The organism is Shinella sp. GW821-FHT11G07 (genome assembly GCF_058808115.1).
In genome coordinates this window covers 105,507-119,001 of sequence record NZ_JBXARJ010000015.1, presented here as the reverse complement: position 1 = coordinate 119,001, position 13,495 = coordinate 105,507, and the positions used below count along the sequence as shown (strand labels likewise).

Genomic DNA, 13,495 nt, shown 5'->3' with positions numbered 1-13,495 from the left:
CACAGGCTTGAGACGCTGTCTAGTGCCCGGACGAAAGCGACGAACGGCAGGAAAGCCGGAACCGGATAGTTTCGCCGGATCGAAGGACAGGCCAGACTATCGGCGCAGAACCGCCACGAAGAGGACGAGATGAGCAAGATCACGCGGGAATTCGACTATGTCATCGTCGGCGCCGGTTCGGCGGGCTGCGTGCTGGCCAGCCGCCTGACGGAAGATCCGGCCGTTTCGGTCTGCCTGCTCGAAGCAGGCCCGAGCGACCGCAGCATTTTCATCCAGATGCCGGCGGCGTTGACCTTCCCCATCGAAAGCGACCGCTACAACTGGAAATTCGAGAGCGAGCCGGAAACGGAACTGCATGGCCGCAGCATCGGCCAAGCGCGCGGCCGCGGGCTCGGCGGTAGCTCCTCCATCAACGGCATGGTCTATGTCCGGGGCGCGCGGCAGGACTACGACGGCTGGCGTGACCTCGGCGTCGAAGGCTGGGATTTCGACGATTGCCTGCCCTTTTTCAAGAAGATGGAGAGCTTCGAGGGCGGACTTGACCCCATGCGCGGCGGCTCCGGCCCGATCAGCGTGGTGCGCAGCAAGGCCGATCACCCGCTCTACCGTGCCTTTCTTTCAGCCGGTCAGGAATTCGGCCTGCGCGATGCAGGTGACTACAACAGCGGCAACCAGGACGGTGTCCACATCACCCAGGCAACCATTCGCGATGGCGTGCGCTGCAGCACCAGCCTCGCTTATCTTGCCCCGGCGCGCCACCGCCCGAACCTGATCGTGATGACCGGCTGCCTGGTGGAAAAGATCCTCCTCGACGGCCGAACCGCCAGCGGCGTCACGATCTCCCGCCGCGGCGAAAAGACCACGATCCGCGCCGCACGCGAAACCATCTTGTCCGCCGGCACGGTCGGCTCGCCCCATCTCCTGATGCTCTCCGGCATCGGTGACCGCGCGGCGCTGAAGGAACACGGCATCGCCAGCACCGCCGATCTGCCGGGCGTGGGCGCGGACCTGCAGGACCACGTCGTGGCACCCCTGCGCTTCACGTCGCCCGGCGGCGTCTCGATCCGCCGGCAGCTGAATATGGTCGGCCGCCTCAAGCTCGGCGTCGAGTGGCTGCTGTTCAAGCGCGGCCTCGGCGCGACCAATTTCTTCGAGGTCGGCGCTTTCTTCAAGAGCAGCGAAACGGTCCCCTATTTCAACATGCAGCACGAATTCCTGCCGTTCCTCGCCGATTTCCAGTCCGGCAAGGTGACGATTTCGGACGGCTTCCAGTATTTCGTCAGCCAGATGCGGCCCTACAGCCGCGGCCGGATCGCGCTCAAGTCCGCCGATCCTGCCGCGAAGCCGTCCATCCGCTTCAACTATCTCACCGATCGGCGCGATACGGTTGAGATGGTCGATGGCATCCGCAAGACGCTGGACATGGCAAACCAGTCCGCTTGGTCACGCTATAAAGGCAACGCCGTCGATACGCCGGAGCGCACCGCCTCCGATGCCGAAATCGAGGCCTGGCTGCGCACCGTCGCCAACACCGAGCACCACCCGACCAGCACCTGCCGCATGGGCGTGGACGACCTTGCCGTCACCGATTCCGCCGGCCGGGTACATGGGCTGGAGAAACTGCGTATCGTCGACGGCTCCATCCTGCCGCGCGTTCCCTCGGCCAACATCAATGCTCCGATCATCATGGCTGCGGAAAAGATCGCCGCGACCATGACGCGCGGCTGACCCAGAAAGGCGGGCTCCACAGGCGGCATCCTTGCTCACTTGTCTCGACATGTTAGAGACTATGCGTTCGATGCCCTTGAAGAGGAGAAAAAACCGATGACCGAAACCTGGTTGAAGAAGAAACCGATCCGCAAGAGCGGCGCCGTGCCCATGTATGTGCAGGTCGCCGAAATCCTCGATACCGAGGTGAAATCGCGCAACGGCGCGCATTTCGCGCTGCCCTCGGAAGGCGAGCTGTCACGCGAGTTCGGCGTTTCCCGCGTCACCATCCGCCAGGCCCTGAAGCAACTGGAAACGCGCGGCGTCATCTACAGCGAACATGGCCGTGGTTATTTCAGCACCTCATCCCGCATGCGAGGCGTCTCGGGCTTCCACAGCTTCACGACGGAAGTACGCAAGTTCGGCGGCGAGCCGGGATCGGCGATCGTCGCTTATGAGGAGAAGCAGCCGCTGTCACCCGCCTTCCGCAAGCACCTTCAGACGGAAGGCGAGAGCAAGCCGGACTTCATCTTCCTGCGTCGTGTACGCTCGATCGATGGTGATCCAGTTGCCCTGGAAGATGCCTACCTGCCGATGGCGCTCTATCCCTCGGCAACCCGGGCGATGTTCGAAGGCGCCTCCCTCTATGCAGAAATGACGGCGACCTGGGGCATCGTTCCCACCTGGACCGATGCGCTGTTCGAACCGGCAGCCGCAACAGCCGAGGAAGCTGCCCATCTTCGTATCGAACTCGGCGCACCCATCCTGATCGTCTGGCGCGTGACCGTCACCGACACCGACCAGGCCGTCGAATATGTGAAGTCTGTCTATAAGGGCGATGGCTTCATGCTCAACGTCAACCGCTATCGCCTCTAGGAGCAGGTCCGTGTCGCAACAGGATTTCGCAATCGGCGTGGATATCGGCGGCGGTAGCACCAAGATCGGTCTTGTCTCGGCTGCGGGCGGGATCATCGAGCGCCGCCGCGTCGTCATCGACGATGCCGACAGCGCTGATGCCATCGTCGAGCACTATGCGAAAACGATCCGCGACATCCTGGCCGCACGTCCGCAGGTTAAGCCGCTGGGCATCGGCATCGGCTTTCCGGGGCGCATCCATCCGGACAATCTGTCCGGCGATCTCGGCAACATCCCCGCCCTCGACGATTTTCCATTAGCCGAGCGTATCGGCGAACTGTTCTCCCTCCCCGCCCGGATGGAAAACGACGGGACCGCGGCCGGCCTGGCAGAAGCGATGTTCGGCAAGGACAAGCACGCCCGACGCCTCCTGTTGATCGCGGCCGGCACCGGCATCGGCGTGGCACTCACCATCGATGGAAGGCCCTTCATCACCTCGGGCGGAGGCCTCGGCAACGCCGGGCAGCTCATCATCCATGGCAGCGAAGGCCGGCCCTGCCGGCAAGGCTGCGTCGGCTGCCTGGAATCGCTAGCCTCTGGTGATGCCTTGAACGGTATCGCACGGCTCTACTGCGCCGAGGCCCCGGACAGCCCCCTCGCCAAAAGGGCGCGCGATCTCGGCCGGGAGGCCGATGCGTCGGATGTCGTGGTTCTGGCGCTCGAAGGCGATACGGCTGCGAAAGCGATGCTCGCCGATGTCGGACGCTGGCTCGGCCGTGGCGCGGCGACCTGGGCGCAGATTTTCGCACCGGATGTCATCCTGCTTGGCGGCGGACTGAGTGCTGCCGGCGATCTGCTGCTGGCGCCGCTCGAACAGGAAGCCCGGCTCTGCGGTCTCGACATGTATCTCGCACCAGTGCGCTTCTCCCTCGCTTCGCTCGGCAACGATGCCGGCATTGTCGGCGCGGCCGCGCAAATCTTTCTCACCCCCCAGCCATGATGGAGTTTCCGTGTCCCAGTCCTATCTCGACGAAATCGCCGAACAGCCGGCAGCCATCCGCAAGCTCGGCCAGCTCATCACGCCGGGCCTGATTGCCGAGGTCCAGGCGATCCGCACCGCGATCGACAAGGGAGACGTGCGGCATGTCATTCTCACCGGCATGGGTGGCTCCCTGTTCAGCGCCTACGGCACCTGGCTGAGGCTCAGCCAGTCGCTACCGGTCCCGGTCTCGCTTTGGGATACGTCGGAGCTGATCCAACAAGCACCGGCGCTCTTGCGTTCGGGCACCGCAATCGTTGCCATCTCGCAATCGGGCGAAAGCGTCGAACTGTGCCGTATGACGGAACTGGATACAGGCGCCGATATCCGGGTCGCGATCACCAACACCCGCGACAACACCCTGGCACGTTGGGCCTCGCTGGCGCTGGCGACGGAGGTCGGCCCCGAGCAGACCGTTTCGACCAAGACCTATACCGCCGGGCTTGCCGCCCTCTACATCCTTGAGCGGCTGCTGACCGGTGATGGCGATACGCTCGGCGAAGAAATCGCCGCGCTCGCCGACGCCGTCGATACGCTTCTTACCACCCTGCCCGCGAAACTGGACGACATGCTGGCCTTCCTCGGCCACGATATGCCCCTGACCTTCATCGGCCGCGGTGGAAGCTATGCCAGTGCCATGATGGCTGCGCTGGTGACGGCGGAGGCAGCGAAAGCACCGACGCAGGCCCTTTCCGGCGGTCAATTTCGTCACGGTCCGCTGGAGCTGGTGCGCGAAGGCTTCCGCAGCATGCTCTTCCTCGGCGGTCCCGGCGCAACGCTCGACCTCAACCTGAAGACCGCCTCCGACATCGCCCGCTTCGGCGGCCGCTGCCTTGTCGTCGCCCCCGAGAGCACGGCGACGGTCTATGCCGGGAGCGGACCGGCCCTGTCTCTGCCCACGGTGGCCGAGGGGCTCCTGCCCGTGCTGGAAATCCTGCCAATCCAGCTTTTGATGGTCCCGATGGCCCTTGCGCGCGGCTTCGAGCCCGCAAAATTCCTCAACGGCTCGAAGATTACCGTCATCGAATAATGGTGGCCCACGTCGGCCCAGCTGAGTTGGGTCGACGGCTCCTGTGTTGCAGGCCTTGGCAGGAATCGAGCGCCGTTCAACTCATTCGCTCGGGGGCTGTCGGCGACCCTTCGGTTCGTGGACGGCTGCTTTCGTGTGCGCCAGCTCATCGACGGTGACGATTTCGTCGGGAATGTCCGTTTCGGCAAGCAGACCCGTGATCGAAACTTCCGATTCGGCAATTTTCAGCACCCAAAATCCCGTAACCGGGAAATTTTTGGCAATACAAGCCCTATCTGGCTGAACTATTCTTGACATAATTCCGTTTCGGAAATTTACTGGCCCTAATGAAGCCGATAGGGAACCGGTAATGACGCAGCGCTACCTGCTTGACGAACTGGATCGCGAGATCATCGGTTATCTTACCGAAGACGGGCGCCTTTCGGCCGCCGAAATCGCTGGCCGGATCGGCAGCGTATCGGAACGCACGATCCGCAACCGCATTGCCGGGCTTTTGCAGGCCAAGATGATTGTCATCGGCGCCATTCCTGATCCGGTGGCGCTCGGCCGCGATGTTCAGGTCGAACTGCTGATCGAGGTCGAGCAGGGCAAGCTGGAGGAAGTGGCCATCCTGCTCGCCGAATATGACGAGATCGGTTATCTCGCCGCAACCAGCGGCACGGCGAATCTCAGCGCCTCGCTCTTCGTGTCCGATCATGCAGCACTTCTCGACTTCATCGACCAGGAACTGGGCAAGCTGCCCGGCGTCAAGCGCGTGACGAGCTCGGTCGTCCTGCGGCTCTACAAGGTATTCGGCACGAGGACGACGGCGATCAGCCGCGGTACGGACCTCGGCGGTAAGAAGAAAGGGTAACCCATGCTGCGCATTGGGGTGGATGTAGGCGGAACCAATACGGATGCGGCGCTGCTGCGCGGCACCGAGGTTCTGGCAACGGTGAAATCCTCGACCACGGCGGACGTGACCTCGGGCGTCAGTGCGGCAATCCGCACGGTGCTTTCGCAGGCGGACGTCGCCGCGACCTCCGTCAACGGGGTGATGATCGGCACGACGCATTTCCTCAACGCCGTCGTGGAAGGTCGGCATTTGGAAAAGGTCGGCATCCTTCGGCTCTGTGGGGCCGCGACACGCTCGCTTCCGCCGATGATCGATTGGCCCGACACCCTGCGCCCGATCGTCGATGGCGGCGCGGCCATGGTGGGCGGCGGCGTGAACTATGACGGTTCCGAAATCGCGCCGCTCGATATCGACGCCGTTCGTGCAGCCTGCCGCGACTGGCGCGCCCGTGGCATCTCGGCGATTGCGATCTGCTCCGTCTTCGCGCTGGTCGATCCGCGCATGGAAAACGAAGCGGCGGAAATCGTCGCCGAAGAAATCCCAGGCGCGGCGATCAGCCTGTCGCACCGCGTGGGCCGCACCGGTCTCCTGCCGCGTGAGAGTGCGACGATCCTCAATGCGAGCCTCCACACGCTCGGCCGGGAAACCGTCGGCGCCTTCCGTTCGGCCTTCGCCGCGCTCGGCCTCGCCTGCCCGCTCTACCTGACGCAGAACGACGGAACGCTGATGGCGGCGGACTTTGCCGAGCGTTATCCCGTCTTCACCATTGCCTCCGGCCCGACCAACTCGATGCGCGGCGCCGCGTTCCTAACCGGTCTCAGCGATGCCGCCGTCATCGATATCGGCGGCACCACCACCGATATCGGCATGCTCGTCGCCGGCTTCCCGCGCACCCGCAGCGAAGGTGCGATGATCGGCGGCGTGCCGACCAATTTCCGCGTGCCGGATGTCTACTCCTTCGGCCTAGGCGGCGGCAGCATCGTGCGCCCCGGCGCAGACGCGACCATCGGACCGGATTCGGTCGGCTTCCGCCTGCCGGAAAAGGCTCTCTGCTTCGGCGGCGATACGCTGACGGCGACCGACATCGCGGTTGCCGCGGGCCTCGTCGACCTTGGAGATCGCAGCCGTCTCAGGCACATCACGCCGGAATTCGCCCGGCAGATGCTGGCGCAGATGAAGGCCAGCATCGAGACGGTGCTGGACCGGATGAAGCCGAGCGCCGACCCGATCCCCGCCATCCTCGTCGGCGGCGGGTCCGTGCTGGTCGAGGGGCTGCTGAACGGCACGTCCGTCTCGCTGAAGCCCGATCATTTCGGTTCGGCCAATGCGATCGGCGCGGCCATCGCGCAGGTCTCTGGCGAGGTGGACAGCGTGGTTTCGCTGGAAGGCACCACGCGCGAGATCGCGCTTGAATCCATCATCGCCGAAGCGCGCGCCCGTGCCGTCGAGGCCGGCGCCGATGCCGAAACGACGACGCTTGCCGAAATCGAGGAAACGCCGCTGGCCTATCTGCCCGGCAATGCCGTTCGCGTCGCTGCGAAAGTGATTGGAGACCTCAGGGCATGAAGTACTGGACGCTCACCGAAGCGGATATCGACCGCATCGCCATCGGCTGCGGCATTCTGGGCACTGGCGGCGGCGGCAGCACGTATCATGCGTCGCTGCGCGCCAAGGCGCTGTTGCGTGAGGGCAAGCGCATCCGCATGGTGCGCCCGGCCGACATGGATCCCGATGCGCAGATCATCGGCATCGGCGGCATCGGCGCGCCGACCGTCGGGATCGAGAAGATTGCCGAGGGTGCCGAAGGCGTGCGGCTTCTCCACGCGCTCGAGCACCATATGGGCCGCAAGGTCGATGCGTTGCTCGGCGACGAAGTAGGCGGCGGCAACGGGCTTTCGCCCATGCTGACGGCCGCAATGGTCGACCTGCCGGTGGTGGATGCCGACGGCATGGGCCGCGCCTTCCCGGAAGTGCAGATGACAACCTTCTTCATCCACGGCCAGCCGGTGCAACCGGCAGCGCTGGCCGACGCGGACGGCAATGTTCTGATCGTCACCGAGGCCACCACGCCGAAGATGCTTGAAAAGCTGCTGCGCGCCAGCACCATCGCCATGGGATGTACAGCGCTGATGACGACCGCGCCGATGTCGGGCGAATTCGTGCGCCGCTTCGGCGTGCCGCACACCACCAGCCAAGCGTGGAACCTCGGTGATGCGGTGCTGAATGCCCGTGCCGCCAAGGCGGATCCGGTGGACGCGATCCTGAAGCAATCGGGCGGCGTGCGCCTGATGCGCGGCAAGGTCACCGATATCAGCCGGCGCATCGCCGCCGGCTTCAATCGCGGAACGCTCACCGTTGCCGGGCTCGACCAAGACAATGGGCGTACGATCGCCATCGAGATCCAGAACGAATACCTGATCGCCCGCGAAGGCGAGAACATCATCACCATGGTACCGGACCTGATCTGCATCGTGGATTCGGAGACCGGCCGCGCCATCGGCACCGAGGAGCTACGCTACGGCCTGCGCATCGACGTGCTCTCCATGCCCGCGCCGGTTCTGCTGCGCAGCGAGATCGCGCTCGCCTCCGTCGGCCCGCGCGCCTTCGGCTATGATTTCGACTTTGTCCCGATGGGCGTATCCGCCGATGCGCCTGCCGTGCCGCACTATGAAGAAGAAGACGCCTGATCGTCCGCCCTCACGACCAATCCACTGGGAGCCCGACATGAACCGCCGTAATTTTCTGAAAACCGCCGCGCTTGCGGCCCTTGCCACCGCCGCCACCTCGCGCTGGAATTTTGCGATGGCACAAGGCACCGGCAGCATCTTCACGCTCGCCTACCCGACGAGCTTCCCCGACCTCGACCCCGCGACCTCGTTCTCGAACGATGGCGCGGTGCTCGCCAATGTCTATGAAGGCCTGACACGCTACATCCCGGCGACCGACGCCGGCGAGGCGAAGATCGAACCGCTGCTCGCCACCGCCTGGGAGGTCAGCGCCGATGGCAAGACCTGGACCTTCATCCTGCGCGACGGCGTGAAATTCCACGACGGCACGCCGCTCACCGCGCAGGCCGTGAAGGGCTCCATCGAACGCACGAAGAAGATCGGCGGCGGCGCCTCCTTCATCTGGGGACCCGTCACGTCCATCGAAACGCCCGAGCCGCTGAAGGTGGTCTTCGTGCTCTCCGAGCCGCAACCGCTCGACCTCATCGCCTCGGCCGGCTTCGCCGCCTGGATCTATGCGCCTGCCTCGCACGACAAGGACGCCGCCTGGTTCAACGCCGGCAACGATGCCGGAACCGGCGCGTTCAAGATTTCGCGCTACGAGCCCGGCCAGCGCGCCGTTCTCGACCGCGCGGAAGGCTATTGGGGCAAGGTGCCGGACGGCGCCTTCCAGACAGTCTCCTTCGAAATCACCGAGGACACGACACTTGCCCAGAACATGATCGAAAGCGGCCAGGCCGACTGGACCTACAGCCTTCCCTATGAAAACCTCGAAGCGCTGAAGTCCAATCCCGACCTCAACGTGGTGGTCAACCCGTCCTTCGAAACACTGTTCGGCCTCTACAACGTCAAGCGCGCACCGCTCGACAAGATCAAGGTGCGCCAGGCCCTGTCGCTCGCCTTCCCCTATGACGATGTAATTTCCGCCGGCACGAGCGGTTTCGCCACGCGCGCCAAGGGCGTGGTGCCCGCCGGTATCTGGGGCCATGACGCCAACGCGCCGATCCCGAAGACCGATCTCGAAGCGGCCAAGGCGCTTCTCGCCGAGGAAGGCATCGAACCGGGTCTCGAACTGGTGATGACCTATTCGACGTCCCAGGCGATCGAGGCCGTCGCCGGCGAACTCTGGAAGGCCAATCTGGAAACGCTCGGCATCAATCTGACGCTTCAGCCAATGGCCTGGGAAGCCCAGTGGCAGCTCGGCAAGTCGAACCCGGAAGCCGCCCAGGATATTTTCGTCATGTTCTGGTGGCCGACCTTCGTCACCCCCTACGACTATCTTTTCAACCTGTTCCACACCGAAGAGAAGCCGAACTTCAACCTCGGCTACTACTCCAACCCGGACGTGGACGCCAAGATCGACGAAGCGGCGAAGCTTTCGGGCACCGACCGCCCGCGCGCCGAAGCCCTGTTCATCGAGGCGCAGCGCAAGGTGATCGAGGATGCGGCGGCCGTCTTCATGCTGGACCAGCCCAACGTTCACATCATCCGCTCCGACATCAAGGGCTACGCCGACAATCCCGCCTACGGACACGTCGCCCTCATCAACGAACTGAGCCGGTAAGAGGCGCGTGGCGGTCTGATGGAACTCCTCCGCTACATCCTGCGCCGCGTGACGCTCTCCGCCTTCGTGGTGGTGGGTGTGACCTTTCTGGTCTTCGTGGTGGCGCAGGTCGTTCCGTCGGACCCCGCGGCACTCTATGCCGGCCCGCGGCCCACCGCCGAGCAGATCGAAAAGGCGCGTCAGGAGCTCAATCTCGACGCGCCGCTGCCCGCCCGCTTCGCCACATTCGCGACGGCCATGGCGACGGGCGATTTCGGCATTTCCTACAAATCGCGCCGGCTGATCGCCGAGGACCTTCGGGCCTATCTTCCCGCCACGCTGGAGCTCGCGGTCTTCTCCACGGGCCTGGCGCTGATCATTGGGATACCGCTCGGCGTGCTCGCCGCCGCGCGGCAGGGCCGATGGCCGGATAAAGTCGGCAGTTTCGGCTCCATTGCGGCCGTTGCCATGCCGACCTTCTTCCTCGCCATGATCCTGCAACTCGTCTTTTCGCAATGGTTAGGCATCCTGCCGCTCTCCGGGCGTCTGTCGCGTGAAATCTCCATCTCCGCGCCGCTGCCGATGGTGACCGGGTTCAACATGATCGATGCGCTTCTCGCAGGCCGCCTCGATGCCTTCGGCAATGCGCTGACCCATCTGATCCTGCCGGCGCTGACGCTCGCCTCCTATCCGGCCGGCGTCGCCATGCGGCTGACGCGCTCGGCGATGATCGAAATCCTGGAACGCCGTCATGTCGTCGCCGCACGCGCCCTTGGCCTTTCCGAACCGCGCATCCTGTTCGGCCACGCATTGCCCAATGCCATGGGGCCGGCCTTGACGGTGATCGGGCTTTCCTTCGCCTATGCGCTGACCGGCGCGGTTCTGGTCGAGATCATCTTCGCCTGGCCCGGTCTCGGCCGCTATGTCTCGGAAGCCATCCTCGCCAAGGATTTCCCGGTCATCGCCGCCGTCACCATGGTCGTGACGATCTGTTACGTGGTGATGAACCTCCTGATCGACATCGCCCAGGCGCTGGTCGACCCGCGGGTGGCGCTGTCATGAAGAAGCTCGTTCACCGTCTCGGCTGGCCCGGCACCATCGCCCTTGCGATCATCCTTCTCTTCGTGCTCGTCGCGGTCTTTGCACCTTGGAGCGCGCCCTATCCGGCGCAGGGCGCCGGTGCGCCGAACGTGGTGGCCAAGCTCTCCCCGCCCTCGGCCGATTACTGGCTCGGCACCGATCATCTCGGCCGCGATATCCTGAGCCGCATCATCTACGGCGCGCGCGTGTCGCTGACGAACGGAATGCTGATCGTCGCCTTCTCTCTGCTCATCGGCCTTCCGGTCGGCCTTGCTGCTGGCTATTTCGGCGGCTGGGTGGACGAGGCGCTGATGCGCATCACCGACGTCTTCCTCGCCTTTCCCGCCCTGCTGCTCGCCGTGCTGATGGCCGCCGCACTCGGGCCAGGCTTCCTCAACAGCATTATCGCCGTCGCCGTGACCTGGTGGCCTTGGTATGCACGGCTTGCCCGCGCCGAAGTGCTGGTGCTGCGCGGCCAGCCCTATGTCGAGGCCGCGCGTCTTGCCGGCGTATCGCATCCGCGCATCATCATCCGCCATATCCTGCCGGCGACCGCTCGCCCTTTGACGGTGCAGGCCGCGCTCGACGTCGGCCCGGCGCTGCTCACCGCCGCCGCCCTCTCCTTCCTCGGCCTCGGCGTGTTGCCGCCGACCGCCGACTGGGGCCAGATGGTCGATGCGGGCCGAAAATTCTTCCCCGCGCGCTGGTGGTACTCCGCCATGCCCGGCATGACGATCTTCATCATCGCGCTCGCCTTCAGCGTGCTCGGCGATGCACTGCGCGAGCGCAAGGGAGGGCCGGCCCGTGACCCTGCTTGACGTCAGCAACCTCGCCGTCAGCATTCCGACACCGGAAGGCGACGTGCATGCCGTGCGCTCGGTCGACCTTCAAATCGCACGCGGCGAAATTCATGGCGTGATCGGCGAATCCGGCTGCGGCAAGACCATGACAGGCATGGCGATGCTGGACCTGGTACCGCAGGGCGCCCGCATCACCGCTGACCGCTTCCATTTCGATGGTGAAGACCTGCGCGAGAACGCGGCACGGCTGCGCGGCCGGCGGATCGGCCTGATCTCGCAGGACCCCGCCGCCGCGCTCAACCCCGTTCTCAGCATCGCCCGCCAGATGGACGACGTGTTGCGCGCGCACCGCGACCTGCCGCGGCAGGCCCGCCACGCGGAAGCCGCAGCCCTGCTCGCCGCGACCGGCCTTCCCGATCCGCAGAAGGTGCTGAAAAGCTACCCGCACCTGCTCTCCGGCGGCATGCAGCAGCGCGTGGTCATCGCCCAGGCGCTCGCGACCGGCGCCGACTTCCTCATCGCTGACGAGCCGACCACCGCGCTCGACGTCTCCGTCGGCGCACAGGTTCTGGCCTTGCTGCGACGGCTGGTGACCGAGCGCGGGCTGACCGTGCTGATGATCACCCACGACATGGACGTAATCGCCGAGGCCTGCGACCGCGCCACGGTGCTGTATGCTGGCCGTTCCGTTGAGACCGGCCCGGTCGGGGACGTGCTGCAGCGCCCCGGCCATCCCTATACGCGCGCGTTGCTCGCTGCCCTGCCGGATGCCGGGCCACACGGCGCACGCCTTGCCGCCATCGACGGTTCCATCCCGCCGCCGCGCTCCCGCATTGCCGGCTGTGCCTTCGCCCCACGCTGTCCGCAGGCCATGCCCGTCTGCGCGACCACATCACCGCCCGAGCGCAGCCGTACCACCCATCGCTGGCTTTGCCACCTGCCGGAGGATGCGGCATGACGGCTGCCCCGATGCTCGATATCGACAATCTCGTCATCCGCTACCGCGCCGGCCTGTTCGCCCCGCGCCCGAAACCCGCCGTCAATGGTGCAAGTTTTCGGCTCACCAGGGGGGAAACGCTCGGCATTGTCGGCGAGAGCGGCTCAGGCAAGACGAGCCTGCTGCGCGCCATCCTCCGGCTGCTACCGGTGGAAAGCGGCGCCGTGCGCCTCGACGGGCAGGACTGGCTCGCACTCAAAGGCGACGCGCTTCGCCAGGCCCGCCAGAAGATCGGCGTCGTCTCGCAAAACCCCTTCCTGTCGCTGAGCCCACGGCTGACCATCGCCGAGATCCTTGCCGAACCCATGCTGGCCGCCGGGCAGCGCAAGTCCCCCGCCATGCGCGAGAAAATAGCCGCCGTGCTCTCCGATTGCGGCCTTCCCGTCGATTTCCTCGACCGCCGCGCCCGCGAACTCTCCGGCGGCCAGGCGCAGCGCGTCGCGATCGCGCGGGCACTGGCGCTCGAACCGAGCCTCCTCATCCTCGATGAACCGACCTCCGCGCTCGACGTCTCCGTGCAGGCACAGATTCTCAATCTGCTCTCCGACCTCAAGGCAAGCCGCGGCCTCTCGATGCTCTTCGTCACGCATAACCTGAAGGTCGTCGCGCATATTTCCAATACCCTCCTCGTCATGCGCCGAGGCGATGTCATCGAGTTCGGCAGAACCGAAGCGGTCATCCGCGCACCCACCCATTCTTATACCCGCGAGCTCCTCTCCTTCGGCCGCGACACAACTGCTGGCTGATCGGATGGTTCGGATGGTCCGAAGTAATCGGCAATCTGGGAGAACGGCGCGATCGGCGGCGGCGATGCCGCCCTGTCCATAGGGTCGCCATTCCGGCCCCATGATGTCTGTAGTGAGTGGCGAGAGGATGGGAAGGT

The 13,495-nt window shown here is 65.1% G+C and carries 13 protein-coding genes; 12 read left to right on the top strand and 1 reads right to left on the bottom strand.

The features are described 5' to 3' along the window. Positions 1–129 precede the first annotated feature (129 nt). The 4 genes from AC1RT2_RS25345 to AC1RT2_RS25330 all read left to right on the top strand — a co-directional run bounded on the left by AC1RT2_RS25345 (position 130) and on the right by AC1RT2_RS25330 (position 4,631). Positions 130–1,728, top strand: coding sequence for a choline dehydrogenase (locus tag AC1RT2_RS25345; protein WP_493106405.1), 1,599 nt, complete (start codon positions 130–132; stop codon positions 1,726–1,728). Between the two features lie 96 nt (positions 1,729–1,824). Next, positions 1,825–2,583: a GntR family transcriptional regulator gene (locus AC1RT2_RS25340; RefSeq protein WP_493106403.1), complete on the top strand. Its 759-nt coding sequence runs from the start codon at positions 1,825–1,827 to the stop codon at positions 2,581–2,583. Positions 2,584–2,593: 10 nt separating this feature from the next. After that, positions 2,594–3,562 (top strand): ROK family protein, encoded by a 969-nt coding sequence (locus tag AC1RT2_RS25335; RefSeq protein WP_493106401.1) that lies wholly within the window; start codon positions 2,594–2,596, stop codon positions 3,560–3,562. A gap of 10 nt (positions 3,563–3,572) precedes the next feature. Continuing rightward, a complete protein-coding gene (locus tag AC1RT2_RS25330; protein ID WP_493106399.1) occupies positions 3,573–4,631 on the top strand; it encodes an SIS domain-containing protein in 1,059 nt (352 codons plus the stop codon). Between the two features lie 81 nt (positions 4,632–4,712). On the opposite strand, the gene AC1RT2_RS25325 is transcribed toward AC1RT2_RS25330, so the two are convergent. After that, entirely contained in the window at positions 4,713–4,862 is a 150-nt protein-coding gene (locus tag AC1RT2_RS25325) for a hypothetical protein (RefSeq protein WP_493106397.1), read from the bottom strand. 118 nt (positions 4,863–4,980) lie between these two features. Between AC1RT2_RS25325 and AC1RT2_RS25320 the strand changes: the two genes are divergently transcribed. The 8 genes from AC1RT2_RS25320 to AC1RT2_RS25285 are packed head-to-tail and all read left to right on the top strand — an operon-like array spanning position 4,981 to position 13,358. Continuing rightward, the gene (locus AC1RT2_RS25320) at positions 4,981–5,484 is read left to right on the top strand and encodes an Lrp/AsnC family transcriptional regulator (RefSeq protein ID WP_444801517.1); all 504 of its coding nucleotides are present in this window, start codon (positions 4,981–4,983) and stop codon (positions 5,482–5,484) included. A gap of 3 nt (positions 5,485–5,487) precedes the next feature. After that, positions 5,488–7,032 carry a hydantoinase/oxoprolinase N-terminal domain-containing protein gene (locus tag AC1RT2_RS25315; RefSeq protein WP_493106395.1) on the top strand — a complete coding sequence of 515 codons (1,545 nt, stop codon included), beginning with the start codon at positions 5,488–5,490 and terminating at the stop codon, positions 7,030–7,032. After that, positions 7,029–8,153: a DUF917 domain-containing protein gene (locus AC1RT2_RS25310; protein WP_493106393.1), complete on the top strand. Its 1,125-nt coding sequence runs from the start codon at positions 7,029–7,031 to the stop codon at positions 8,151–8,153. The genes AC1RT2_RS25315 and AC1RT2_RS25310 overlap by 4 nt, the downstream gene beginning before the upstream one ends. Before the next feature lie 37 nt (positions 8,154–8,190). Next, a complete protein-coding gene (locus AC1RT2_RS25305) occupies positions 8,191–9,756 on the top strand; it encodes an ABC transporter substrate-binding protein (protein WP_493106391.1) in 1,566 nt (521 codons plus the stop codon). A gap of 18 nt (positions 9,757–9,774) precedes the next feature. Beyond that, positions 9,775–10,797 carry an ABC transporter permease gene (locus AC1RT2_RS25300; RefSeq protein WP_444801521.1) on the top strand — a complete coding sequence of 341 codons (1,023 nt, stop codon included), beginning with the start codon at positions 9,775–9,777 and terminating at the stop codon, positions 10,795–10,797. Continuing rightward, positions 10,794–11,633 (top strand): ABC transporter permease, encoded by an 840-nt coding sequence (locus tag AC1RT2_RS25295; protein ID WP_493106389.1) that lies wholly within the window; start codon positions 10,794–10,796, stop codon positions 11,631–11,633. The genes AC1RT2_RS25300 and AC1RT2_RS25295 overlap by 4 nt, the downstream gene beginning before the upstream one ends. Then, positions 11,620–12,573: an ABC transporter ATP-binding protein gene (locus AC1RT2_RS25290; RefSeq protein ID WP_493106387.1), complete on the top strand. Its 954-nt coding sequence runs from the start codon at positions 11,620–11,622 to the stop codon at positions 12,571–12,573. The genes AC1RT2_RS25295 and AC1RT2_RS25290 overlap by 14 nt, the downstream gene beginning before the upstream one ends. Further along, positions 12,570–13,358, top strand: a complete 789-nt coding sequence (locus AC1RT2_RS25285; RefSeq protein ID WP_493106385.1) for an ABC transporter ATP-binding protein — start codon at positions 12,570–12,572, stop codon at positions 13,356–13,358. The genes AC1RT2_RS25290 and AC1RT2_RS25285 overlap by 4 nt, the downstream gene beginning before the upstream one ends. Positions 13,359–13,495 lie beyond the last annotated feature (137 nt).

What these genes read in the sequence shown, in the direction of transcription:
- AC1RT2_RS25345 (WP_493106405.1), top strand. Translation starts at nt 130, where the DNA reads ATGAGCAAGATCACGCGGGAATTCGACTATGTCATCGTCGGCGCCGGT.
- AC1RT2_RS25340 (WP_493106403.1), top strand. Translation starts at nt 1,825, where the DNA reads ATGACCGAAACCTGGTTGAAGAAGAAACCGATCCGCAAGAGCGGCGCC.
- AC1RT2_RS25320 (WP_444801517.1), top strand. Translation starts at nt 4,981, where the DNA reads ATGACGCAGCGCTACCTGCTTGACGAACTGGATCGCGAGATCATCGGT.
- AC1RT2_RS25315 (WP_493106395.1), top strand. Translation starts at nt 5,488, where the DNA reads ATGCTGCGCATTGGGGTGGATGTAGGCGGAACCAATACGGATGCGGCG.
- AC1RT2_RS25310 (WP_493106393.1), top strand. Translation starts at nt 7,029, where the DNA reads ATGAAGTACTGGACGCTCACCGAAGCGGATATCGACCGCATCGCCATC.
- AC1RT2_RS25305 (WP_493106391.1), top strand. Translation starts at nt 8,191, where the DNA reads ATGAACCGCCGTAATTTTCTGAAAACCGCCGCGCTTGCGGCCCTTGCC.
- AC1RT2_RS25300 (WP_444801521.1), top strand. Translation starts at nt 9,775, where the DNA reads ATGGAACTCCTCCGCTACATCCTGCGCCGCGTGACGCTCTCCGCCTTC.
- AC1RT2_RS25295 (WP_493106389.1), top strand. Translation starts at nt 10,794, where the DNA reads ATGAAGAAGCTCGTTCACCGTCTCGGCTGGCCCGGCACCATCGCCCTT.
- AC1RT2_RS25285 (WP_493106385.1), top strand. Translation starts at nt 12,570, where the DNA reads ATGACGGCTGCCCCGATGCTCGATATCGACAATCTCGTCATCCGCTAC.